This window comes from Clostridium sp. MD294 (assembly GCF_000364165.2).
Classification (GTDB): domain Bacteria; phylum Bacillota; class Clostridia; order Lachnospirales; family Anaerotignaceae; genus Coprocola.
Genome location: NZ_CP097810.1, coordinates 2,557,256 through 2,583,847, shown reverse-complemented (window position 1 = coordinate 2,583,847; position 26,592 = coordinate 2,557,256). Strand labels below are relative to the sequence as shown.

Annotated in this window: 23 protein-coding genes; 22 read left to right on the top strand and 1 reads right to left on the bottom strand. The window is 34.0% G+C overall.

Annotated elements, in window-relative coordinates:
• Position 1: 1 nt before the first annotated feature.
• The 22 genes from C820_RS12730 to C820_RS12625 all read left to right on the top strand — a co-directional run bounded on the left by C820_RS12730 (position 2) and on the right by C820_RS12625 (position 22,455).
• Positions 2-925 (top strand): ABC transporter ATP-binding protein, encoded by a 924-nt coding sequence (locus C820_RS12730; RefSeq protein ID WP_004033185.1) that lies wholly within the window; start codon positions 2-4, stop codon positions 923-925.
• Complete coding sequence (locus C820_RS12725) at positions 918-1,706, top strand: ABC transporter permease (protein WP_004033186.1); 789 nt, start codon at positions 918-920, stop codon at positions 1,704-1,706. Before C820_RS12730 ends, C820_RS12725 begins: the two co-directional genes overlap by 8 nt.
• Before the next feature lies 1 nt (position 1,707).
• Positions 1,708-2,487 (top strand): ABC transporter permease, encoded by a 780-nt coding sequence (locus C820_RS12720; RefSeq protein ID WP_004033188.1) that lies wholly within the window; start codon positions 1,708-1,710, stop codon positions 2,485-2,487.
• A gap of 15 nt (positions 2,488-2,502) precedes the next feature.
• On the top strand, positions 2,503-2,886 hold the full coding sequence (locus tag C820_RS12715) for a YxeA family protein (RefSeq protein ID WP_004033190.1): 384 nt from the start codon (positions 2,503-2,505) through the stop codon (positions 2,884-2,886).
• A 14-nt stretch (positions 2,887-2,900) separates the two neighbouring features.
• Entirely contained in the window at positions 2,901-3,404 is a 504-nt protein-coding gene (locus C820_RS12710; protein ID WP_502799855.1) for a hypothetical protein, read from the top strand.
• Positions 3,405-3,783: 379 nt separating this feature from the next.
• Complete coding sequence (locus C820_RS12705; protein ID WP_004033194.1) at positions 3,784-4,242, top strand: RNA polymerase sigma factor; 459 nt, start codon at positions 3,784-3,786, stop codon at positions 4,240-4,242.
• Entirely contained in the window at positions 4,214-4,417 is a 204-nt protein-coding gene (locus tag C820_RS12700; RefSeq protein ID WP_004033195.1) for a helix-turn-helix domain-containing protein, read from the top strand. Before C820_RS12705 ends, C820_RS12700 begins: the two co-directional genes overlap by 29 nt.
• Positions 4,418-4,797: 380 nt before the next feature.
• A complete protein-coding gene (locus tag C820_RS12695; protein WP_004033197.1) occupies positions 4,798-5,991 on the top strand; it encodes a site-specific integrase in 1,194 nt (397 codons plus the stop codon).
• A 687-nt stretch (positions 5,992-6,678) separates the two neighbouring features.
• A complete protein-coding gene (locus tag C820_RS12690) occupies positions 6,679-7,707 on the top strand; it encodes a LacI family DNA-binding transcriptional regulator (protein WP_004033198.1) in 1,029 nt (342 codons plus the stop codon).
• A 280-nt stretch (positions 7,708-7,987) separates the two neighbouring features.
• A complete protein-coding gene (locus C820_RS12685; RefSeq protein WP_004033200.1) occupies positions 7,988-8,992 on the top strand; it encodes a Gfo/Idh/MocA family protein in 1,005 nt (334 codons plus the stop codon).
• 14 nt (positions 8,993-9,006) lie between these two features.
• The gene (locus C820_RS12680; RefSeq protein WP_004033202.1) at positions 9,007-9,840 is read left to right on the top strand and encodes a sugar phosphate isomerase/epimerase family protein; all 834 of its coding nucleotides are present in this window, start codon (positions 9,007-9,009) and stop codon (positions 9,838-9,840) included.
• A 65-nt stretch (positions 9,841-9,905) separates the two neighbouring features.
• Positions 9,906-11,981 (top strand): cytidylate kinase family protein, encoded by a 2,076-nt coding sequence (locus C820_RS12675; RefSeq protein ID WP_004033204.1) that lies wholly within the window; start codon positions 9,906-9,908, stop codon positions 11,979-11,981.
• 7 nt (positions 11,982-11,988) lie between these two features.
• Positions 11,989-12,885 (top strand): myo-inosose-2 dehydratase, encoded by an 897-nt coding sequence (gene iolE, locus C820_RS12670; protein WP_004033207.1) that lies wholly within the window; start codon positions 11,989-11,991, stop codon positions 12,883-12,885.
• Between the two features lie 13 nt (positions 12,886-12,898).
• Complete coding sequence (locus C820_RS12665) at positions 12,899-13,819, top strand: sugar phosphate isomerase/epimerase family protein (protein WP_004033208.1); 921 nt, start codon at positions 12,899-12,901, stop codon at positions 13,817-13,819.
• Positions 13,820-14,176: 357 nt separating this feature from the next.
• Positions 14,177-15,202 carry a LacI family DNA-binding transcriptional regulator gene (locus C820_RS12660; protein WP_004033211.1) on the top strand — a complete coding sequence of 342 codons (1,026 nt, stop codon included), beginning with the start codon at positions 14,177-14,179 and terminating at the stop codon, positions 15,200-15,202.
• Positions 15,203-15,452: 250 nt separating this feature from the next.
• A complete protein-coding gene (iolC, locus tag C820_RS12655) occupies positions 15,453-16,487 on the top strand; it encodes a 5-dehydro-2-deoxygluconokinase (RefSeq protein WP_004033212.1) in 1,035 nt (344 codons plus the stop codon).
• A gap of 16 nt (positions 16,488-16,503) precedes the next feature.
• Positions 16,504-18,435 carry a 3D-(3,5/4)-trihydroxycyclohexane-1,2-dione acylhydrolase (decyclizing) gene (gene iolD, locus C820_RS12650; RefSeq protein ID WP_004033215.1) on the top strand — a complete coding sequence of 644 codons (1,932 nt, stop codon included), beginning with the start codon at positions 16,504-16,506 and terminating at the stop codon, positions 18,433-18,435.
• Between the two features lie 15 nt (positions 18,436-18,450).
• Positions 18,451-19,230 (top strand): 5-deoxy-glucuronate isomerase, encoded by a 780-nt coding sequence (locus tag C820_RS12645; RefSeq protein ID WP_004033217.1) that lies wholly within the window; start codon positions 18,451-18,453, stop codon positions 19,228-19,230.
• A 47-nt stretch (positions 19,231-19,277) separates the two neighbouring features.
• Positions 19,278-20,429: an iron-containing alcohol dehydrogenase gene (locus C820_RS12640; protein WP_004033226.1), complete on the top strand. Its 1,152-nt coding sequence runs from the start codon at positions 19,278-19,280 to the stop codon at positions 20,427-20,429.
• A gap of 36 nt (positions 20,430-20,465) precedes the next feature.
• Positions 20,466-21,311 (top strand): class II fructose-bisphosphate aldolase, encoded by an 846-nt coding sequence (locus C820_RS12635; RefSeq protein ID WP_004033228.1) that lies wholly within the window; start codon positions 20,466-20,468, stop codon positions 21,309-21,311.
• A 14-nt stretch (positions 21,312-21,325) separates the two neighbouring features.
• On the top strand, positions 21,326-22,120 hold the full coding sequence (locus C820_RS12630; protein ID WP_004033230.1) for an enoyl-CoA hydratase/isomerase family protein: 795 nt from the start codon (positions 21,326-21,328) through the stop codon (positions 22,118-22,120).
• Positions 22,121-22,227: 107 nt separating this feature from the next.
• On the top strand, positions 22,228-22,455 hold the full coding sequence (locus tag C820_RS12625; protein ID WP_004033232.1) for an HPr family phosphocarrier protein: 228 nt from the start codon (positions 22,228-22,230) through the stop codon (positions 22,453-22,455).
• Between the two features lie 1,359 nt (positions 22,456-23,814).
• On the opposite strand, the gene C820_RS12620 is transcribed toward C820_RS12625, so the two are convergent.
• Positions 23,815-26,589 (bottom strand): hypothetical protein, encoded by a 2,775-nt coding sequence (locus C820_RS12620; protein ID WP_162213011.1) that lies wholly within the window; start codon positions 26,587-26,589, stop codon positions 23,815-23,817.
• Positions 26,590-26,592 lie beyond the last annotated feature (3 nt).

The window sequence follows — 26,592 nt, the reverse complement described above, 5'->3', positions numbered from 1 at the left end:
AATGAGCAAATATGTAATTGAAACGAAAAATCTTACAAAGCAATACGGAACACAAAAAAGTGTTGCCAATCTGAACATTCATGTTCAAAAAGGACGTATCTATGGTCTGCTTGGCAGAAATGGAGCCGGAAAGACAACGACTATGAAGATGCTGCTTGGACTTACACAGCCGACTTCTGGGGAAGTGACGATTTGGGGGAAGCCCTTACAGGCAAATGAAAAAAAGCTGTTGCCCCGTATTGGCAGTCTGATTGAATCCCCCGGCTTCTATCCTAATCTTACAGCTACCGAAAATCTGCGCATTTTTGCTACCCTGCGGGGAGTGCCGAACCGCAACGCAATTAAAAATGCACTTGATTTAGTTGGTCTGCCTTACAAAGATAAAAAGCTGTTTTCCCAATATTCACTTGGCATGAAGCAGCGACTGGCGATTGCACTTGCCATTATGCACGACCCGGAGCTTTTGATTTTGGATGAACCGATCAACGGTCTTGACCCGATTGGAATTGCAGAAGTCCGTTCCTTTATCCGTGATCTCTGCAATGAGCGTGGAAAAACAATATTGATTTCCAGCCATATCCTTTCCGAAATTGCACTTTTGGCAGACGATATAGGCATTATCGACCACGGTACATTGCTGGAAGAAGAAAGTCTTGCAGAACTGGAAGCAAAGAGCAGCAAACATATCCGATTTGTTGTTTCTGATACGGCACAAGCGGCAAGAATTTTAGAGCGTATCTTCCATGAAAGCCAGTTTACCATACAGGATGACCACAATATACAGGTGCATAACCTTGATTTACCAATAGGAAAAATTGTTACTGCTTTTGTAGAAAATGGCTTGGAAGTATCGGAAGCCCATACTTGTGAAGAAAGCCTTGAAGATTACTTCAAACGTGTAACAGGGGGTGAAGGGATTGCTTAAACTTGTTATTTGTGAGTTTTCAAAATTGAAGCGAAAAAAATTTATATGGCTGGTTGTTCTTTCGGCGTTTTTATTTCCCGTGCCGCTGACAGCATTGATGACAATGCCGCAGACAGCAGGACAATATGACAGCAAAATAGATATTTTTAATGATTATTTTCAGTTTGTTATGGGATATGGGGTAGAACTTCTTTTGCCATGCGTGATCGGGGTGATGGCAGCCATGCTCTTTTTTATGGAACGGGATAATGATACATTTAAAAATCTGCGCACAATCCCTGTCACAAGCACACAGATGATTTTGGCAAAAATAATTGTTTTGTTCTTTTTTGGGAGTATTTTTAGTCTGACATCGGCTTTTATATCAATCCTGTGCGGTGGGATGATTACAGAAGTAAACAGCATTGCTTACAGATTATTTTTTGCGCTGGAAATGGGAATTTTTATTACCGCCGGGACGCTGCCGTTAGTCGTTCTCGTAGTTTTCTTTAGTAAGAATTATGTATTTTCTGTTTTATTATGTGTTTTTTACAGTGTCCTAAGTTTGACAGCCGAATCATCTTTTGGCGCACTGCCTAAAGTGATGTGCTGGTTAATGCCAATTCCGCTTACAACCCTTTGGAGTGCAGGGAATTTAACCGCACATGGAGCTATGGACGGCGTGGGGATGCTAGAATATTTAATTCCGACTACATTTCAGACAATTATTATTTTAGCCGTTATTGCTTTGCTTTCTGTTATATTGGTTGATTATATGTATAAAAAGAGAGGGGATGAATGATATGTTTCGCATGGTTAAGACCGAAATATGGAAATTAAAACGGTATCATATGATATGGGCAGGTGTTTTCCTAATGCTGCTCTCTGTCGTATTAACGCTTTTTTCCACAACCGCATTGGACGGAACGGTTTGGACATTTTCCTTTTTTACAGAGCAGGTAATCAAAAACAATGCCACAACGATTTTCCCCATGTGCATTGCCCTCATTGCCGGATATATCATAGCAAGGGAAGGAAAAGACGATACGCTGAAAAGCATTTTGACGATACCTGTTTCGTATAGCAGCTTGTTGTGGGGGAAGTTGCTTGTATGTGCATTGCTTTCTTTGTTTTTTGGACTGGTAAGTGCGGCATTTACGGTAATCGCTGATCTGATGATGGGATTTCCGGGAATTTCTGTAACATCAGTATTGCAGACATTTATCCAGATTATTTTTAACTGCCTGTTTTTGTATATTGGTGTCATGCCTGTTATTGCATTCGCCGCCCGTATACCAAACGGACACATGATTGGAACAATTATTGCTTTTGTTTATGGCTATGGCGGTATGTTTGCCTCTGGAAATGTTACGTTAGCAAATGTTTATCCTGTTACTGCAAGTTTAGGCTTAATCAGTTACAGAAGCTACGATCCGGCTGTACATTGGAATGTGTTCATCTGTCTGATTAGTATGATTGTCGCATTGATGATTACTGCTGTTTTCGTGTTCACTGCAAAAGGAAACGTGCCAGTCAAGGCAGCAAAAAAACAAAAAAAAACAATAACAAAAAAAGGTTGGTAAGCGGAGGATATAGGAATGAAGAAAAAATTATCTATCGGGATTGCGGTAGTTGTAATAATTGTTGTAGGTTTTATTGGTTTTTGTATGTGGTTTCTTTCGGGAACTGGCAGCACATACTATTATTCACAGATTGATAACAGTAAAATAGAACAGACCGAATCAAAAGGCGGTGTAATTAACTTTAGTGGAAGTATGGATTACTCATACACTTTATTTTCTTACGATGAGAATGGAAAAGGAAAAGACATTACATTCGGAACATCAAAGGAATTGAAAGAGGGAGCTTTTATCCGTTTAACAGTAATGCCAATCCGAGGTGTTCTTGAATGGAAAGAAGTGCAATATGATGAACTTCCTGCCGTTGTGCAAAGCAATTATACAGAACCAACGAATGAATAAGGGCAGTTATAGGTTTGGAATTAAAAAATAGAAAGGCTGATGATATGCGCTATAAGAAAATAAGTTTCCATTTCCTTTCAATGATTGTTTTGATATTTGGTTTGACACTTGCAGGGTGTTCAAAAGATGAAATCTTAGATCAGTATAATAGTGTTGTCCAAATAGCTGGAAATACAGCACTCACAAGCGATTTTTCACTGAAAGGAAATCGGACATATGGGGAAGATTGCTATACCGGGACGTATACGGCAGATTATAAGGATTTTTCTAAAACAGAATATCTCTTTGGTGGAACTTCTATTGAGCGCGAAAATGGCAAAGATATTTCTGTTTCCTTTGACTTGGAAATTACCGAGGGAACAGCGCAAGTGTTTTGGGTTTCTGGTAGTGATGATCCGGTAATCCTGCTTGAAGCAACTGGTAGCTATTCCGAAACAATAACATTGCCGGAAGGCGGGAACTATATTGGCGTTATTGGAAACAATTTTACAGGGCATTTAGAAATGAATATAGAATAATAATCTGCCGCACGACGGCAAAAGAAAAAAAGCCGTCGTCAAGCAGAGGTCTTTTCACACGCCTATCATTAAACGGCGGCTTTGGGAAAATCAAAGCCGCCGTTTCTTTTACTAAAGAAGTGAGAATCTTTGCCTAAAGATATGGCGGCTAAAGGAGTTAGCCGCCATGAAATGCAAACTGTATCAGCAAAATTCATCAGTCATTGATTTGTTAAAAAAATTCTGTCTTGCGAAACGGGATTTTTTGCCTATGAGTATGAACTATTATATCATTTAATATGTCTTAATAACTCATATTACCCAAATGCCTGTGCAGCTTTTTGTTGTATGGGTGTTTGCTGTAATAGCCCCCTACTGGGAAGAAAGGGGGTGAGAGAAAATGAGATATTCTGAAAGGTTCATGGAACATATCGAGTATGCGTTCAATGCGTTCTGTAAGATTGTCCTGCGCCATGAAGCAATCAACGCTTGGCGGGATTTGAAACGAAAAGAGGAAAGGGAAATATCCCTTGACTATCTGATGTCAGAGAAACATTTTGAACCGTCCGCTATGGACAGCTATTTTGAAAAGCAGGACAAGCCAACTGTATTTCTTGTGTTGGAAAAGGAAGTTATCGTTGATGATGAACGGCTGGCAATAGCATTATCAAGATTGCCGCATTTAAGGCGGGAAGTCCTGTTGCTTTATTACTTCCTCGGTTATCGTGACGAAGCAATCGGCAGGCTGTACGGACGTTGCAGAAGTTCAATAAACCGCAGGAGAAATGTTGCACTGAAACAGCTACGGAAAGAATGGGAGGAATTGGGATATGAGGAACAAGAAGCTGATACCTTTTGAAGTGATCGAAAAAGCCGTTGCTGGAGAGCCGGAAGCGGTAGAGGAAGTGTTGCGGCATTACACCGCGCACATCAAATATCTGTCTATGTACAAAGGGCGCATCAATGACGATACACAGGACAGATTAAAAGCAAGATTAACAGAATCCATATTGAAATTCCGCTTCGACCGATAGGAAGTAGCAAAGACAGGAAAAGCTGTCAAGGGTAAACTTCGCGCTACGCGCCCTTGACAGCTTTTCCCGCCTTTGCTGTTGGGCAGTCAAGAGGGTGAAATCAGTAAACTGCTTTCGCCCTCAATTTATTATGGAGTTTGTTACGCAGTAGGGAGTCTTTTCAGCTTGTTTTTGGCGGCTTGCAGACATGGAATTGACAGGAGATAAGGATTTATATTCCTACCCCCGGAAATAGCGTTCTAAAGCGTAACAAGAAAGAAAACAAAAAGTGGTGTGTTGGACGCAATTCAGTAAAAAAGACAGTGGAAATAATCTTTAAATCTGCTATAATAAATACAGGCATATCAAGGCTCTTTCCGACACAGAAAGGAGCAAAAACAATGTCGGAGAAAAGACGTGATAATAAAAACCGCATTTTGCGTTCGGGAGAGAGCCAGAGAAAAGACGGGAGATATGCTTACAAATATACCGATACTTTTGGTAAAGTGCAATTTGTCTATGCGTGGAAGTTAGTGCCTACGGACAAGACCCCTGCCGGAAAGCGTGACGATATATCCCTTAGAGAAAAGGAAAAAGAGATACAGAAAGACCTTGACGATGGGATAGACACGACCGGAAAGAAAATGACCGTCTGCGAGCTTTACGCGAAGCAGAACCGCCACCGAGGGAACGTAAGGCATAACACCACAAAGGGGCGCGAACGGCTGATGAAGCTGCTGGAAGCGGATAAACTTGGTCCCTGCCCCATTGACAGTGTGAAGCTGTCCGACGCGAAAGAATGGGCGTTGCGCATGAAAGAAAAGGGAATATCCTACAAGACCATAAGCAATGACAAGCGTTCTCTGAAAGCTGCTTTTTACACAGCGATACAGGACGACTGTATAAGGAAGAACCCCTTTGACTTCCAGCTAAACACCGTGATCGAGGACGACACAGAGCCGAAAGTACCTCTCACAGCGGAACAGGAAGAAAGCCTTTTATGCTTTATGCAAAATGATAGCGTCTATCAGAAATACCGTGATGAAGTTATCATACTGCTGGGGACAGGGCTTAGGATTTCCGAACTCTGCGGGTTGACTGAAACTGATCTTGACTTTGAAAACCGGGTAATCAATGTAGACCACCAGCTTTTACGGAGCGCGGAAACAGGCTACTACATAGAGAAGCCCAAAACACAGAGCGGTATCAGACAAATTCCAATGAGTGAAAAAGTGTATGAAGCGTTGGGGCGCGTGTTGGATAACTGCAGGGGAGCGAAAACGACCACCATTGACGGTTACAGCAATTTCCTTTTCCTTAACCGGGACGGTTGCCCAAAAACGAATGTGAACTATGCGACCATGTTCCGGGGGCTTGCAAAGAAGTACAACAAGTGCCATGAGGAAGCCTTACCCAAAGTAATGACACCCCACACCCTGCGCCATACGTTCTGCACCAACTTAGCCAATGCCGGAATGAACCCGAAAGCGTTACAGTATATCATGGAACACTCCAATATCACAATGACGCTGAACTATTACGCACACGCAACATTCGCTTCCGCAAGGGCTGAAATGGAAAGACTGATTGCATAGTCGTCAGCAGAATTTACTACTTTTTTACTACTGCCCAGAGGGAAAACATAAGGGATTATAAGAGTATATGTGAACTTCTCTCCATATCTGAAATGCCGGAAAAGCCCGGGAATACGGGCTATACCGACATATAAGAACTTCTAAAGAGATAATCTAATTTTACCAATAATTTTATTTTAAAAGTTTTTGCTTAAAAATTTTATCAAAAATGGTTTTACTTTTAATAGTAATTTTTATATACAGTACAATAAAAACGACATTTCAAGAAAAGGAAAAGCCACGCCGAAGGCGTTTTGCAAATTTCAAAAAAATTTGCATTTGGGGTTTGGAGGTGCTGAATGTCCAGTGAACATTCGTTTAGTACCGACCGGAGCGAAGCGTAGACACGCCCCAATAAGCATGGAAAGGGATATCCCTTTCCCCTGCTTGCAATTGGTGCAGACCTTCGTTTATATGCAATTTTTTATGTTTATATTTATTTTTAATTCATTCAAAAATGAATTTTAAAATTATCAAAAAGATTAAGCTCTATTATTATCTTTTTGAAGCAATTTTTTTAATAGGAAAGTCAAATTTAAAAATAAAAATTTATGAAGTAAAATAATAAAGAAAAATTGTAACATTGAAATATAAAAATATTGGTATTATAATAAACATAAAAATTATGAAGTATTAGAGGTGTAAAAAATGGCAGTTACATTACAACAAATTGCAGAGTTAGCCGGCGTTTCAAGAGGAACAGTTGATAGAGCATTAAACAACAGAGGTCGCATTAAACCAGAAGTGGAACAAAAAATTAAACTGATTGCCAAAGAATTGGGTTATCAGCCAAGCCTCGCTGGTAGAGCACTTGCTATGGCAAAAAAAAATATAAAAATAGGTGTTATATTACAATCAGCAAAAACGCCATTTATGCAGGAAGTTTTAAAGGGACTAGAAGCAGCCAAAAAAGAAGTGGAAAACTTAGGTGCAACAGTTGATATACAAAAAATAGATGGCATTAATGCTGGAGAAGTAGTATCTATTATGGAAAAAATGAAAGAAAACAATGTAAGCAGTATTGCACTTTCTCCTTCAGAGGACAGGTATTTAATGCAAACGATAAATCAGTTTTCAGAAGAATATCATATACCTGTTTTAACATTTAATTCTGACTTAGAAAATACTTCTCGCATTTGTTTTATTGGACAGGATACCAAAAAAAGTGGACAAACTGCGGCTGGGCTGATGGGAGAAATTTTAAATGGAAATGGAGAAATTATGATTATTTCTGGCTATGAAGAAAATCTTTCCTTAAAAAATAGAGCAAATAGCTTTGTGGAGGAAATAGAATTGTGTTATCCAGATATCAAAATTATAGGGGTAAGATATGGCTATGATGATAATTGGGTAGCGGAAAAAATTACAGAAGAAGCTCTAAAAGAGTATACAAATATTAGAGGATTTTATATTACTGGTTCTGGTGTTGTAGGGGTTTGTAAAGCAATTAAAAATGCACAAAAAGAAAAAGAAATAAAAGTAATTGCAAATGATTTTATAGAAGAAAATATTCATTGGCTTTTAAATGGTACTATTAATTTTTTAATTGGACAAGATGCTTATACACAAGGTTATGAGTCTGTACTATCTTTATTTCGAAAATTTTTTTATGGAGAAGAACCGAAAAATGAATTTCAATATACAGAAATATTTATCAAAACAAAGTATAACATATAAAATGTGCACGAGTACATAATAAATCATTTTTATTTCTTATAAAAATACAAAATACTTGTTTTTCATATTGGGAAAAAATAGATATTTATACCAATAATAAACAAGTATTTTATTTTATTTTTAGTAAAAATAAAATAATAAAATAGGGAATTGTAAAATCTAATAAAAAAAAGCAGAATATCTTGTGAAAAAGGCATATTGCGTTCACGTGCATAAATATGATAGTATAACAACAACAAAACAAAATAAGTAAGAGAAATCATAAAAGGAGGAATTTGTTATGTTAAATGTAGGTGTAATTGGTTGTGGCGGAATGGGAAAAGACCATATCAAAAGATTAACAGAAAAAATTCAAGGGGCACAAGTGGTAGCAGTGTCAGATGTTTTTGAGGAAAGTGCAAAACAAGCAGCAGCAATCTGTGGGGCAAAAGTTTATACAGATGCAAACGCTCTAATCAATGATAGTAATGTAGATGCTGTATTTATTGTATCACCTGGTTTTGCTCATGTTGATTCCCTTTTAGAAGCAATCAAGGCAGGTAAAAGAATTTTTTGTGAAAAGCCTCTGTGTACAACCGCAGAAGATTGCTTGAAAGTAGTAGAGGCAGAAGTAAAAGCAGGCAAACATCTTATTCAATTAGGATTTATGAGAAGATATGACAAAGGATATATGCAAGTAAAAGAGGCTTTAATCTCTGGAGAATATGGCGAGCCTTTGATGTTGCATTGTACACATAGAAATCCAGAAGTTGGAACAAATTATAACACTCCTATGGCTGTGCACGATACCGCAATTCATGAAATAGATGTATTACATTGGTTAGTTGATGATGAATATGAATCTGCACAAGTAATATTACCAAAAGTAACAAAATATTCTCATTCAGAGTTGAAAGACCCTCAAATTATGCTTCTTCGTACTAAAAAAGGAGTTTGTATTGACGTAGAAGTATTTGTAAATTGTAAATTTGGATACGATATTAACTGTGAAGTAGTTTGTGAAGATGGTGCAATTAAAATGCCATCTCCAATTTATCCAAGTATTCGTAAAAATGCAGCCGTTGCTACAACAATAGATACTGACTGTTTTGTAAGATTTAAGGATGCTTATGATGCAGAAGTGCAGGCTTGGGTTGATGATGCAGCACAAGGTGTTATCAATGGACCAAACGCATGGGATGGCTATTTAGCAGCAATTACTGCAGATGCTTTGGTAAAAGCACAACAAACAGGCGGCATTGAAACCATTAAAGCAGCTGTTGAAAAACCAGAATTTTATAAATAAGGAGGAAGCGAAATATGAAAATAGGATTTAATGAAGCGACAGCATTAGAATGTAAAGGACAATCTTTGATTGCTGACCTTGAAATGTGTGAAAAATATGGATTTGATTACATAGAAATTCGTTTTGACTGTATCAGAGAATATTTAGAAACAAATACATTAGAAAATTTAGCAAATTGGTTTCAAAGTCACCATTTAAAACCATGGGCATATAATACTTTGATTTTCTTTAACCAAAGAGATAAAGCTGGAGAAAAAGAAATTGATGAGGAAGTAGACTTTATTATGGAAGTTTCCAAGGCAATCGGCATGAAAATGTTGATTACAGTACCTTCTTTTGATGTAAAAGATAAATCTGTCAGTGAAATCAAAGCAGAAGCTGTAGAAAGATTGCGTTATCTTTCTGATAAAGTTGGAAATGATATGAAAATATCACTTGAATTTTGTGGTGCACCAAACTGCTCTATTAATCAATTTGGTACAGCTTATGACGTTGTAAAAGCAGTTGACCGTCCTAATGTTGGAATTACAGTAGATACCTTCCATTTTCATGAAATGTGCTCTAAATTAGAAGATTTAAAAGCAGCAGATGGAAATAAAATATTTGCTTATCATTTAAATGATTGTGAAGATTTGCCTTTAGGCTCTTGCGGAGATGACAAGCGTTTATGGCCAGAAGAAGGCGTTGTTGACCATGCTGGCATTGCTTCCGCTTTGAAACAAATTGGTTTTGATGGTGTATGTACCATTGAAGAATTCCGTCCTGAATACTATGCAATGTCTCATGAAGAAAATGTAAAAAAGGCTGCTGAAGTAACAAAGAAATTTGTAAAAAAATATTTTGGATAAATAAAAAACGGCTGCCTTTTGTCTAAGGCAGTCGTATTAATAAAAAATGATTGGAGGGGAAATGTATGGTACAAGGAGGTATTCCAGAATTATTAAACTTTAAACAAAAAGGCAAAGATATGAATGAGTTTATTAAAGTACCATTGTCAGAAAAGCTGTCATATTGTTTTGGTGACCCTGCATTAACATTGATGTATACTATGACGACCACATTGTTAATATATTTTTATACTAATGTTGTAGGAATTTCGTCTGGTTCTGTTGGTATGATAATGCTTTTGTCTAGGGTGTTTGATGGTTTTTCTGATGTGCTTATGGGAACCATTATTGACCGTACCCATTCAAAATATGGAAAGGCAAGAATATGGATATTAAGACTTGCCATTCCTTATGCTTTGGCTGCAATTTTATTGTTTACCATGCCAAATGTGGGTGATATGGGAAAAATAATCTATGCTTTTGTCACTTATAACATTATGAATACAGTAGTATATACTGCAATCAGCCAACCATTTCATGCTTTAGGCTCTTTGATGAGTCGTGACAGAAAAGAAAGAGATACCATTTGTAATATTCGTATGGTATTATCCATTACAGCAAGTATGGTAATTACTGCATTTACATTACCTATCATAAATCAAGTTGCTGCACTTATCCATAACACACAAGCCGCATGGATTATTGTGACTGCTGTTTATGCAACTGTTTCTGTATTTGTGTTAATCAATACATATTGTACTTGTACAGAGAGGGTAAAAGCAGCGGCACAAGAACAAAAATCTGACATTCCATTTTTAACAGCTTTTAAAGCAACTATTACAAATAGATATTTTTTAATTGCTTTAGGGCTTATGATTTTTTATACTGCTTATCAAATTATTATAGGTACAGATTTAACCTATTACTGTCAATATGTTTTAAATGATGTTAATTTAGTAATGCCTTTATCCGCAGCAGAAAAAATAGCAACCATTATTGGGATTGCCATGCTGCCGAAAATACTTCCGAAATATGGAAAACGAAATTTAATTTGTGCAGGTTGTATATTAGGTATCGCTGGACAACTTGTATTCCTTTTAAATATTACAAGTGTACCTTTAGGAATTTTAACTTGTATTATGAGAGGCTTTGGTATCGCACCATTTTATGGAACACAATATTCTTTACCAAGTGATGCAATAGAATACGGACATTGGAAAACAGGTGTCCGTGTAGAAGGATTGATGTTTTCCTCTATGAGTATGGGACAAAAAGCAGGTTCTGGTTTTACTTCTGCGATTATGGGTGCTATTCTTTCTTTTGCTGCATTTGATGGATTAAAAGCAACAGCAGCAGAACAAACAGTTGAAGCAATCACTGCAATCAAAGGTTTTTATTTATATGTACCTATCGCAATATGGGTTATCATGTTTTTAATTGCTGCTTGTTATAAATTAGATAAAACATATGATAAAATGATGCGAGAACTGATTGCAAGGGAAGGCAAAAATTTAGAAAATATAGAGCAACAAACAAATACTGATAGAAATGGAAATGAAATCAATGTTGCAATAGGTCGTTTATATGGTGCAAGTGGAAAAAAAGTAGCAGAAGGTGTTTCAAAAGCATTAAACTGCCGCCTTTATGATAGACAAATTATATGTCTTATGGCTGAAAAATTTGGTATGGATTCCTATTCTATGAAAGATATTGAAAACTACTTTGACTCCTATAATGAACAGCAAGAAATTACATTTTCACCCTATGCCTATGGAAATGCAGGCACTGCTGGAGATTTGACAGCAAGTGATATGTTTAAGGTACAAACAAAAATTATTAGAGAATTATCTGTAAAATCACCTGGTGTATTTTTAGGCAGATGTGCTAATTTTATATTAGAAAATAAACCGCATACGTATTCCTTTTTTTTGTATGCTGATGATGAATATAGACAAAAAGAAGCAGCAGAATACTATAAAGAGGAAAGCTTAAAAGACTTAGATAAAAGAGATGAACAAAGAAATCATTATTATCAAAAGTTTACTGGAACGCAAAGAAATGACCCACAATATTATGATATGGTTATCAATGTGGGTAAAGTTGGAGTAAACAATGCCATAAATATGATATTGAATTACATAAAACAAAAAGAAATGGAGTGAAAAAACGATGTTAGATAAAAATAAAGTGAAATTGGGCATTGCTCCGATTGCATGGACAAATGATGATATGCCAGATTTGGGAAAAGAAAATACTTTTGAACAGTGCGTTAGTGAAATGGCACTTGCAGGATTTACAGGTTCAGAGGTAGGTGGAAAATATCCTACAGATACTGTTGTTTTAAAAAAGGCTTTAGATATGAGAAAGATAGAAATATGTAATCAATGGTTTTCTTCTTTTTTGATTTCAAAACCATATGAACAAACAGAAAAAGAGTTTATCAAGGCAATAGACTTTTTACATACTATGGGAGCGAAAGTAATAGGTGTTTCAGAACAAAGTTACAGTATACAAGGAAAATTAGACCAACCTGTTTGGGAAGGCAAATACATAATGAATAACGAGGAATGGAAATTATTAACGGATGGATTAAATAAGTTAGGAAAAATTGCCAAAGACAAAGGCATGACATTGACATTCCATCATCATATGGGTACAGTGGTACAAACAGAACAAGAAATTGATAAATTTATGGAAATGGTAAATCCAGAATTGGTATATTTATTGTTTGATAGCGGACATTTATCATTTGCAGGAATAGACCCTGTAAAAGTATTAAAAAAATATGTAAATCGTGTAAAACATGTACATTTAAAAGATATTCGCAGTGATATGGTTGAAAAATCCAAAAAAGAAAAATGGAGCTTTTTAAAAGGAGTACGAGAAGGTGTTTTTACCGTTCCCGGAGATGGTGATGTAAACTTTGAGCCAATTTTTGAAGTATTGGAAGATGCTAATTATGAAGGTTTTGTTGTAGTAGAGGCAGAACAAGACCCAGCAAAAGCGAATCCTTTAGAATATGCTTTAAAAGCAAGAAAATATATTGCAGAAAAAACTGGTCTTTAAGGAGGTATGATTTATGAAAATAGCATTTGACGTTGATGTATTAGCAAAACAAATGGACATCAATAGAATGGTACACCAAGTTGCCGATTGGGGCTATAAATATATTGAACAATCTCCTCATCCTCGCATTAATCCATTTTATAAACACCCTTTGTTTTCCAAAGAATGTGAAATGGAATACAGGAAAGCATTAAAAGAAACTGGTGTTGAAATTTCTTCTTTTATTGTAGTGTATCGTTGGTCAGGTCCTACAGAAGAACAAAGACAATTTGCTGTAGCAAATTGGAAAAGAATGATACAAATTGCAGCAGATATGGGGGTACAGGTTATTAATACAGAATTGTCGGGTGACCCAAATCAGCAGGAAATTTGTAATGGTATGTGGTTTAAATCTATGGAAGAGTTGCTTCCTATTATTGAAAAAGAAGGGATTAGAGTAGAAATACAATCGCACCCATATGATTTTTGTGAATTAAACAATGAAACTTGTGACATGGTAAAATCTTTCCGCTCCAAAAATTTAGGATATGTTTATTCTTCTCCTCACGGATTTTTCTATGATGAGGGAAAAGGTGATGTGCGTTCTATGCTTCGCTATGCAGGTGATGAATTAACACATGTATTATTTGCAGATACTTTTAATCAAACATTAGATTGTCGTTATATATTAAATCCACCATGGTTAAATGGTAGAGGAAAAGCAGATGTTACAGTGCATCAACATTTAGCAATGGGAGAAGGCGATGTTGATTTTGATGGTATATTCCAAACATTGAGAGAAATGGATTTTGCAAATAAACAATTAAAACCTAATGCTCCAAAAGCAGGCGGAGACAATATTGCTTGTGTATCTATGTTTGGTTTTCCAGAAAAAATGAATAAACAAGCCCCAGAAGCAAGAGAAAGAATTGAAAAAGAATTGTTAAATAAATAAAATCAAAAAAGAAAAAAGAACAGAAAATATAACATTTTGCTGTTCTTTTTTCTATATTATTTGCTAATATATTTTAGTGCTTCTTCTTTGGAAAATCTATAAAATAACATGAGTTGTTTCAATGCAGTATTTTCTTCCATATTAATGTTTCAAAATACTGTAATAAATGCTTTGATACATGGAAAGTTTAGAAACTCGAAAGGTTACACTATATTCCTTTTTTTATTTATTATAGCACAGAATTGACAGATTATTTGTATTTCTTTTTACTTTTATCTATTTATGTTGTAGAATAATAATATCATTGTGTGCCATAACAAAATATGCGTGCATATTAAAAGGTAGGTGTAAAAGATTATGAGAGTAACAATACAACAAATTGCAGACAAAGCAGGCGTATCTCGAGGAACAGTTGACAGAGCATTAAATAATAGAGGAAGAATTGCCCCTGATGTAGCAGAGAGAATAAAAAATATTGCAGAGGAATTAGGATATACTCCCACAATTAGAAAAAAATCAGAAATAAAAAAGAAAAAAATAAAAATAGGTATTATCAATCAACTTGCAAAATCTTCCTTTATGTTAGAGGTAAACAAAGGAATACAGCAAGCAAAAGAGGAATTAGCAGAATGGGGCATTGAAATTATTGTAAAAGAAGTACTTTCTGTAGATGAGAAAATACAGTTAAAATATATAGAAGAACTTGCAGAAATAGGTATTGATGGTTTAGCAATTATGCCTGTAAATTGTGAAAGTATTCGTTTAAAATTAAATTGGCTAATAGAACAAAAAAAAGTACCTGTTGTTACATTTAATTCCGATATTGTAGGAACAAAAAGATGTTGTTTTGTAGGAATGGACAACCAAAAAAGTGGACAAACAGCAGCAGGTTTGATGAATATGTTAACAGGTGGAGTTGGAAAAATTTTAATTATTACGGGATTTTTCAGCAATTCTGTAAATAATGCAAGAGTAGATGGATTTATAGAAGAAGTCAAAAAAAACTATACACAATTAAGTATTGCAGGAGTGCAGGCAAGTTTTGACGAAGCAGAAGAAGTAGAACGTATTATTGAAAATACAATAAAAGATGTTTCTGGAGTGAATGGAATATTTGTTGTATCAGGTGGACAGTCTGGAATTGCTAAGGCTTTTGAAAAACTAAATATAGAAAAAAGACCTCATGTAATTATATATGATAAAACGCCTAAAAATGAAAAAATATTAATAGATAATGTTGCAGATTTTTTGATTGACCAAAACAGCTATATACAAGGTTATCGTCCTCCTTATATTTTAGCAAATATATTAGGAAAGGGACAAATACCCAAAAGCGAGTTTTTATATACAGATATCAATATTAAAACAAAATATAATTTGTAAATAAAGAAAAGAGCAGTATTTTGATAAGAATACTGCTCTTTTTTTATGCTTTGCGTGCAAAAAGCACGCAAACAGTATAAAAAATTGTTGTATTTACTAAAAAAATATATTGTTTATTATACAGTGTGCAGAAAAATAAAAAATCATCAAAAAATACTTGCACGCAATATATTTGCGTGCTATAATAAATCAAACAAAAGTGAATAGAATAAATGCACGCAAACAAAGTAAATAGAATGGAGGCTATCACATGAAATATATTGAATTTGATGAAGCAAGAAGACTTGATTTAATACTTTTGGGCAGAGTAACCATTGATTTTAACCCAGCTTATAATGACCAAGTAAAAGAAGACTTTAAGCCACTAAAAAAGGTACATATGTTTGAAAAATTTGTAGGAGGTTCTCCAGCAAACATAGCAGTAGGCGTTACAAGACATGGTTTAAAAGCGGGATTTATAGGAAAGGTTTCTGCTGACCAATTTGGAGAATATGTAGTTGATTATTTTAATGAACAAGGAATTGATACCTCTCATATTACAAGATGTACCAATGGTGAAAAATTAGGATTAACTTTTACAGAAATGCTTTCCAGCAAAGAAAGCAGTATATTGATGTATAGAAATTGCATTGCAGATTTGCAGTTATCTGTGGAAGACATAGACGAGGAATATATTAAAAGTGCAAAAGCGATATTGGTTTCTGGTACAGCATTAGCGGAAAGTCCTTCCAGAGAGGCAACATTAAAAGCAGTTATGTTAGCAAAGAAAAATAATACAAAGGTTATTTTTGATATAGATTACAGAGAATATAATTGGAAAAATACAGATGAAATTTCCATTTACTACTCTATAGTTGCAAAAGAAGCAGATATTATTATGGGCTCTAGAGAAGAATTTGATTTGACAGAAAAACTGATACAGCCAAACAGAACAGATAAACAAACAGCAGAAGCATGGCATGGATATAATGCAAAAATCGTAGTAATCAAGCATGGTATGAAAGGCTCTACTGCTTATACTTGTGACGGTCAAGATTTTTCTATTAAGCCATTCCCAGTAGAAGCAAGAAAAGGTTTTGGCGGCGGTGATGGATATGGTTCTGGATTTTTATATGGATTGTATCAAGGCTGGGAAATCATTGATTGCTTGGAATTTGGTTCCGCAGAAGCATCTATGATGGTAAGAAGCAACAACTGCTCTGACTCTTTACCAAATGCAGAACAAGTAAAACAATTTATAAAAGAAGAAAAAGAGCAATATGGCGAAATGATTGCAAGAGTATAAAAAGGAGGGTGTGTTTATGGAAAATACAATTAAATTGACAGTTGCACAAGCCATTGTAAAATTTTTAGATAATCAATATGTATCTATGGATGGAAAAGAAACAAAATTTGTAGAAGGATTTTTTACCATATTTGGACATGGCATTGCTGTTGGATTAGGAGAGGCACTTGACACAAATCCAGGACAATTAAGAGTCATGCAGGGAAGAAATGAGCAAGGTATGTGTCATGTTGCAACAGCATTTGCAAAACAAAGTAACAGAAGAAAAATAATACCATGTACAGCTTCTGTTGGTCCTGGTTCTGCAAATATGATAACAGCTTGTGCAACTGCAACTGTAAATAATATTCCTCTTTTGGTATTTCCAGCAGATACCTTTGCCTCAAGACAGCCTGACCCTGTATTACAGCAGTTAGAACAAAGCAACAGTTTAGCAACAACTACAAATGATGCTTTTAAACCAGTTTGTAAATATTGGGATAGAGTTGTAAGACCAGAGCAGTTAATGACAGCACTTATCAATGCAATGAGAGTATTGACAGACCCAGCAGAAACGGGTGCTTGTTGCATTGCAATACCACAAGATGTAGAGGGAGAAAGCTATAACTATCCAGAATACTTTTTTGAAAAGAGAGTACACAGAATTACAAGACCTGTTGCAGTAGAGGAAGAATTAGAAGACATTACAGAAGTAATTGCAAATGCAAAAAAACCGATTATTGTAGTAGGTGGTGGCGTAAGATATTCTGAAGCAGGAGAAACTGTAGAAAAATTTTGTGAAGAATTTCATATACCATTTGGAGAAAGCCAAGGTGGAAAAAGTGCTTGTAAATCCAGTCACCCTTATTGTTTAGGCGGTATTGGCGTAACAGGAACTTATGCAAGCAATATTATTGCAAAACAGGCAGATGTTGTTATTGCCATAGGAACAAGATTGTCTGACTTTACAACAAGTTCTAAAAGATTATTTTTAAATAAAGATGTAAAATTTGTTACAATAAATAATTGTCGTTATCATGCTTATAAAATGGATGCAGTAAAAGCAGTAGGTGACGCAAAAGTAACTGTAGAGGCTTTAGCAGAAAAATTAAGAAAACGTAACTATCAGTCAGCATACACAGAGGAAATACAAAAAGCAAAACAAGTATGGGATAAAGAAATGCAAAAACTTGCTTCCATTGCATATACAGGAGAGGATTTTGAACCTTTAATTAAGGCAAGAGATTTGCGTACCATACCAGAATTTGTAAAATTAACAGGTGGAAAAATTACACAAACAGCAGCACTTGCGACAATAAACAGAATTATTGATAAAAATGCTGTTATGATTACAGCAGGCGGTTCTTTACCAAGTTGTATGCAAAGAGTATGGACAACAGATAAAAGAGGCGGATACCATGCAGAATATGGTTATTCTTGTATGGGATATGAAGTAGCAGCAACATTAGGAGCAAAATTTGCAGAACCAGAAAATGAAGTTTATTGCGTTGTAGGCGACTCCAGTTTTCAAATGTTGCATAGTGAAATTATGACAATTATACAGGAAAAACAAAAAGTTAATATTATACTGTTTGATAATTGCGGATTTGGCTGTATTAACAATTTAGAAATGAATCATGGTGTTGGAAGTATTGCAACAGAGTTTCGTTATACAGATGGCAAAAAACCAGTAGGAGATTTAATACCAGTGGACTATGCCAAAATTGGAGAAGGGTATGGCTTAAAAACATATACTTGCAAAACAATACAAGAATTAGAAAATGCTTTAGAAGATGCAAAAAAACAAAACATTGCTTGTTTATTTGATTTAAAAGTTATACCAAAAACAATGACAGACGGGTATGAGTCATGGTGGAATGTAGGTATTGCTACAACATCAACAAAGCAGTCTGTCAATGAGGCTTGTGAAAAAGTGATGGAAGGTAGAAGGGAAGCAAGAAAATATTGATAAGGAGATAAAAATATGAAAGTATTTGGCTATCCAAAATTTGATGAAAATAACGAAAAAACACTTACAACTTATGACAATGAGTATCAAGCTATGATGATGGATGTACGCGTTTATCGTATGAGTGCAGGAGAAACAAGAGTATTTCAAAAAGCAGAGGAAGAAACAGCGATATTGCTTCTTTCAGGAAATGTTGTATATCACTATCATAATTTTCAGCAAAAAGCAAGTAGAAAAGATGTATTTACAGAAGGACCTTACTGTGTTCATGTCTGTAAAGATACAAAAGTAGAAGTAGTTGCAGAAAGTGCTTCAGAAATATTAGTACAGTGTACGAAAAATGATATTATTTTTGACGCAAAATTTTATCAACCAAAAGACGCACCTTGGGGATATTCTTGTGTGGGAAAATTTGGAAATGTGGCAAAAAGACGTGTAAATACGATATTTGACCATGATATTGCACCATATTCTAATATGGTATTAGGAGAAGTGTTAAATGATAAGGGAAATTGGTCAGGATATTTGCCACACAGACACCCACAGCCAGAAGTATATTATTTTAAATTCGACCGCCCAGAAGGATTTGGAGCAAGTTTTGTAGGAGAGAGTGTATTTAAAAGTGTAGATGGCAGTTTTTCTGCTATTCCGGGAGGAGAGTTACACCCACAAGCAGTTGCTCCAGGTTTTCAAATGTATACTTGTTGGATGATACGCCATATAGAAGGTAATCCATGGCTGCAAACAGACCGTTGTGAAGATGAAAGATATATCTGGTTACATGATAGTTTATAAAATAGATAGGAAAACAAAATATAAAAAATAGAAAGGAAGTTTTTATTATGGCAAGAGAATTTATTGTACCAAGTCAAATTATTTCAGGTTCAGGTGCATTAAATATGGCAGAGGAGTCTTTAAAGAGTTTAGGAAAAAAAGCAATGATTGTTACAGATACTGTTATGATTGATTTGGGAAACTGTGCGAAAGTAGAAACAGCTTTAAAAAATCAAGGTATTGACTATGTCATTTATTCTGAAATATTAGGTGAGCCTACCGATACTATGATTGAAAAGGGATTAAATTTATACAAAAAAGAAAATTGTGATTTCTTAGTTGCACTAGGTGGAGGAAGTCCTATTGACTCTATGAAAGCAATTGGTTCATTGGTAGTAAATGGCGGAAATATTTCTGATTATATGGGAAAAGTCATTGATGTAGCAGTACCTCCTATGGTGGCAATCCCTACTACTGCTGGTACTGGTTCTGAAGCAACACAATTTACCATTATTACAGATACCAAAAAGAATATTAAAATGCTTTTAAAAGGAAAAGTATTAATTCCAAAATTGGCAATTATTGACCCACAATTTACTATGACAGCACCACCAAAAGTAACAGCAGCTACCGGTTTAGACGCACTGTGCCATGCAATAGAAGCATATACTTCTAGAAAAGCGCAAACATTATCTGATACTTTTGCATTGTCTGCAGTAGAACGTATATTCAAATATTTACCTATTGCGTTCCATGATGGAAAAAATGAAGAAGCAAGAGTGCAGATGTCTGTTGCAGCTTTAGAAGGTGGTATTGCATTTAATAATGCCTCTGTTACTATCATTCATGGTATGAGTAGACCAATCGGTGCATTGTTCCATGTAGCACATGGTTTATCAAATGCTATGCTCATGAAAGAATGTTTAAAATTTGCCTTAGAAGGAGCATATGACCGTTTTGCAGTATTGGGTAGAAAAATAGGTGTTGCAACAGCAAGCGACAGTGACAAAGTAGCAAGTGAGAAATTTTTAGTAGCTGTGGAAAATATTACAAAAGAATTAGAAACACCAACATTAGAGCAATTTGGTATCAATAAAGAGGAATTTTTTAATCAAATTGATAAAATGGCATTTGATGCCATGGATAGTGGAAGCCCTCAAAATACAATGAGAGAAGTAACAGAACAAGATGTAAAACAAATTTATAAAAATTTATGGTAATTTTTATAAAGCATTTACAAAAATAGGAGGTATAGTATGCCACTTGTAAAAATGAAAACATTGTTAGAAAATGCAAAAAATAAAAATATAGGCTGTGGAGCATTTAGCATAGCAAACATGGAAATGATAAAGGGAGCAATCAAAGCAGCAGAAGAAATGCAAACACCTATTATATTACAAATTGCAGAAGTACGTTTGAATTATTCTCCTTTACATATGATAGGCCCTATGATGGTGGCAGCAGCAAAACAGTCAAAAGTAGATGTTGCAGTACATTTAGACCACGGTTTGACATTGGAAACTGTAAAGCAAGCATTAGAACTTGGATTTACTTCTGTAATGTTAGATGCTTCTACACTTCCATTTGAACAAAATATTGAAAAAACAAAAAGTGTTGTAGCATTGGCCAAAAAATATGGTGCGACAGTAGAGGCAGAACTTGGGCTTGTAGGAGGTAGTGAAGACGGAAGCAGTGACCATGGTATACGCTGTACTGACCCACAAGATGCAAAAGTGTTTACAGAAAATACAAGCATTGATGCACTTGCTGTGGCAATAGGAAATGCTCATGGTAATTATTCAGTAGCACCTAAATTAGCATTTGATGTATTAGAACAAATTAAAAATAATGTTTCTATTCCTTTGGTACTTCATGGTGGAAGCGGTATTACAGACGAAGATTTTCAAAAAGCAATTTCTTTAGGAATTAAAAAAGTAAATATTGCAACTGCTAGTTTTAACAGCTTAACGAACAAAGTCGAAGAATATATTAAATCAGAAGGAAAACACAATTATTTTGATTTGAATACTGCTATGACAGAAGGAACTTATCAAAATGTAAAAAAACACATTAAAGTATTTAATATGGAAAGTCTTTCATAAGGAGGATATTAATTATGAAATTTGAAGAATTAAATGGTACATTAGAAAATATAAAAATAGAATTGGAACAAAACATATTGACAGTAACAATGAACCGCCCTAAAGCATTAAATGCTTTAAATAACCAGACATTAGATGAACTTCAAAAAATTACAGATATGATTAATGAAGATAGTGATGTCTATGGTGTGATTATTACAGGAGAAGGCAGAGGATTTGTTGCAGGAGCGGACATTGTGCAAATGCGTCCTTATAAAAGTGAACAAGGCAGAGACTATGCAGGATATGCACAAGCTACATTTAATAGAATTGAGGCAATTACAAAACCTGTGATTGCAGCGGTCAATGGTTTTGCATTGGGTGGAGGCTGTGAACTTGCTTTGAGCTGTGATATTAGAATTGCATCAGAAAAAGCAGTATTCGGACAGCCAGAAGTTACATTAGGAATTATGCCATGTTTTGGAGGTACACAACGCTTGCCTAGACTAATTGGTGCAGGACTTGCAAAAGAAATGATATTTACAGGCAGACAGGTAAAAGCCGAAGAAGCTAAAGCACTTGGATTAGTAAATAAAGTAGTGCCAGCAGAGGAATTGCTTTCTTCCGCAAAAGAAATGATGAAAGATATTTTAAAAGTATCTCCTATTGGTGTAAAATATGCAAAACTTTCTATTAATAAAGGCGGTGACATGGATTTAATGAATGCTTTGGAATTAGAAAAGGATTTAGTAGGGCTTTGCTTTGCCACAGAAGATAAAGAAATTGGTATGGAAGCATTCCTTTCTAAACAAAAACCGGCTTTCAGATAATATATTATAATAAATGTTCCAAAATTCCTACTCTTTTATGGCATGAAACGGTTTGTTATGGTTTCATGCCATATATAACATAATATAATAAAGGAGAAAAATATAATATGGAAAAAACAATTCAAATTTATTTAGCATCTATCAATGATATTAAAAAATTTGTTTCTATCATTTCAAAATATGATGGGGATTTTGATTTGATTTCTGGAAGGTATGTTGTAGATGCAAAATCCATTATGGGTATCTTTAGTTTAGATTTATCAAAACCGATACAGTTGAGTTTATCTTCTGTAATACCAGAGCTGATAGAAGAATTAAAACCATATATTATATAAAAATACATAAGAGTCTGTTTGTTTATCTATTTTCATAGAAATAAATTGGCTCTTTTTTTAATATAAAATAAAAAACATTATTGTTTTTCACATATTCAATTTTTAGTTTGAAAAAAATTAAAAATTTAAGAGATTATCAATATGAAAGTTAAAATCAAATACAATAACGAAGTATTTGAAAAAGTTATACAGTTTTGCAAGAAGAAAATAAACAATAAGAAGGGTAAAAAAATAAAAAAAGATGATTTGATACCAGAGAGCTAAGTGGTTACATAGTTCATTTATGAACTACAGATAATATTTTTTTACTACTAAAAATTTATTTACTTATTTTTTATAGAGTGTTAGATATATAAAAAGGCACCCAAAGATATAAATATAAAAATTATGGCAATCAGTTTGTTCCAATCTTACAAAAGGAAGTTGACTAACAAATAAAATTGATGGTATGTTTATTATATATCAATAAATTATTTTTCAAAATAATTACTGGTTTAATTCATACTTCAGCAACGAATGTGCTAAGCTGAGTAAGAAAGTTTGCATTACAACATTTTTAGAAATGAATAAAGTGTTGTATTTACAACGCTCTGAAAGCAAATAAGGGCATTCATATTATTTTATAAATTTATAGAAGAGATATATAATATGTAGTGTGTATATATTATTAATATAGGGTATATAATATTTTTAACTATAATAATTTTCTTTCTTAATAGTAAAATAAGGAATAAAACAAACTTCTTTTTTGAGCTGTTAAGAGAGAATTTTTTTTGCAAAATTTACATAAAAGTAGTTTTATTTTTTGATAGCAATATTATTATATAGTATAAAAAGGCAACAAAGAAATTTTCTATTTTAAACTGCTAAAAGGAAATTTTTCAATTAAAGATTTTGTTTAAAATCAATTTATTTTTAATAGTAAATATTATATATAGTATAATAAAAACGACATTCCAAAAAAAAGGAAAAGCCACGCCGAAGGCGTTTTGTAAATTTCAAAAAATTTGCATTTGGGGTTTGGAGGTGCTGAATGTCCGCTGGACATTCAGCACCGACCGGAGCGAAGCGTAGACATACATCAACAAGCGAGGAAAGAAATATCCCTTTCCCCTACTTGCACTCATTGTAGTTTTTATTTTTTGTGTAGTTTTTGATATTTCTAATTATTTTACAATTCATTTATTTATCTGAAAAAATTCTAAAAAAATTTTTACTATTTTTATTAAGAGTAAAGTAATTATTACAAAAAAGTTTAGAGTTTCTTTTTTTTAAAATTAAAAATTTATCAAAACAAAAGAGAAAAATAGAACAAAAAATAAAAATGCTCTATACTGTCAATAATATAGAGCATTTTTATTATAATTTAATAAAAAGTGGTTTAGAAGCAGAAGATGTTGTTGTTGCTTTATATCTAATTTCTATAGTAGTATTTGGATTATTTTTAATATAACCTGCAACACTTATGCTAGTTCCTTTTGAAAGTGTATGCCAAGTTGTTTCTGTGTTAGCTTTGTACATCATAGCAGTTGTCATACCATTAATTTTTTGTGTTGCACTATCATATTTTGGTGTTGTAGGTGCATTACTTCTTGCATATATTTTAATTTCTTTGGTAAGACTGTATGGACTTGTTTCGGTAGCAAATTTTCTAATATAAATACTTTTGCTTCCTCCTGTAGGAATAGCATCAATTACTGCTTTCATATCCATATTTCCACTACAATGTGTAAAGTTAACATTATTATAAGAATATTCCATTACAGACGTTGTATTTAATATTTCTGTAGTTTTATTAATAGAAACAGTAGGTGCTTTTGCTCTTGTTCCTATGGTAAAAATAGCATTTTTAGATAAAAAAGCATTATCTGTTGCTTTGTAACGGAAATAGATTTTATAACTTGCACTACGGAAATCTGTTACCATTTCTGTGCTAGTAACATTTTTCCATGTTTTTCCTAAATCTAAACTATACTGCATTGAATTATCAATACCTTTAAGCACAACATCATCTTTATATCTAGTATCATTACATACAAAACTTATTGTAGGGCCATTTGGTCTAGAAGGTATATTGACATAAGTTGCAGCAGAACAAGGTTCTGTAGTTGTTTGTTGACGACGCACATAAATATTAAATCCAATATTAGTATAGCCTAATTCAGAAAGAGGAACAGAAGGACCATTAAATGTTTTCCATGTTGTAGTTCCAGATTTTCTCCATTCATAACTTTGATTTGCTGTAAATCCTGTAAGTAATTCATTTTTATAATCAATTTTCCATGTTGGAGCAGGAGATAATTTTGGTATTGTAAATACATATGGACGAGAAGCAGAATTTGTTGTTGTTTGTTTTACACGCACTTTAATTTCTACTGCATTTTCAGTAGTTGCAAGTGATGATAAATTAATATCTTTACTAATAGAAGTCCAGCTTGATTTTGTAGGATTAAGATATTCCATACCTGATGTAACACCTGTCAACTGAAAAGTAACTTTGTCATATTTTAAACCTGTTGGTGTAGCTGCTCTTGGTAAAAGTACAATTTGTCTTTCAAAACCAGCGGGTATAGTATCTGTTGCTTTTTTTCTGATGTACAATGTTTGTTGTGTTCCAGTAGGCACTTTATCCAAAAAAGGAGCCGCACCAGTTTCTAATATTTCATCTGTTACATCAAAATATTCTCCATTATCAACTTTCATTTCATATGTTTTATCAAAAGTATATCCTACAGCTTGTACAAGGCGTTCTGTAGCAGCATCAATACGAATAATAGAAGCAGTTGGTCTTGCATAAGCAGTTATTTTTTTTGTTTGAGAAGCAGGAGCATCTCCTTGTGCTTTGTAACGAATATAATAATTTGTGTTTGCTTCTGGTGCAGCAAAAGCGATGTCACTATCTGTACAATCTATCCATGTATCTGTTTCTTCTTTGCGATATTCCATTCTGGAGTCAGCACCTGTTAAAAGTAATCCTGTTTTATTATTATCTACTATAAATTCTGGTGAGGTAGGAGCAGCAGCACTATCTCCGCTTTCTTCAGAGCCTTTTAATTTAATAACAAATACTCTAGTTACTGTTTTCATTTTATCTTGGGCAGGCTCAACGGAACATTCAAGTCTAACCTGTTTTTCTTCAGGGTCTAAATTAGTAATAACATAATCTACAGAAGACGATAATACAGCATTATTTGATGGGTCAACTTGTTCAATGTGAGTTGGACAAAAACCAAATTTACCAGCACTTAAACTAGTCTTTTCATTAAGCCCTAAGCCATCCATTCTAACATTTACAGTAACTTCATTGTTATAGTGTGTTTTTTGAGAATAGTAGGTGTATTTTTGCATATTGCTGCCTTTACCGTCTATATTCTCTCTTATAGATTCATTAGGTTTTTCTCCTATACTTTCTATATAAACACCATAATAATCTGTTAAAACACCTTGTATAGGAGCTGCTTTTTCTTGTATGTCTTCTGTTTCTATGTTTTCTGTATTTTCTGTTTCTGATTTATCAGTAATATCCTGTTTTGTTTCATCATTTACTACTTCATCATCAGTTTTGTCTTCTGTAGTTTCATCATTTATTACTTCATCATCAGTTTTATCTTCTGTAGTTTCATCATTTATTACTTCATCATCAGTTTTATCTTCTGTAGTTTCATCATTTACTACTTCATCATCAGTTTTATCTTCTGTAGTTTCATTATTTACTACTTCGTCATCAGCGTTATCTTCTATAGTTTCATCATTTACTACTTCGTCATCAGTTTTATCTTCTGTAGCTTCATCATTTACTACTTCGTCATCAGTTTTATCTTCTGTAGTTTCATCGTTTATTACTTCATCATCAGCTTCATTATTTTCTGTAGAGGGTTCTATCATAATACCTTCGTCTGAATTAATATTTTGTATTTCCCCTTTTTCGTTCATAGTAATAGAAACAGTAGGCATATCATCAATATCTTTCTGCTCATCTTCTATAGTGTCCACATCTACATCATCAATAATATTATATTCTTGTTCAATTTCTGTATCTATATCATCTATAGTATCTGCACCAAATGCCACTGTTGGTATTGCTAATGACAAACATAATACAGAACTTAATAATAAAGACATTAATTTCTTCATATA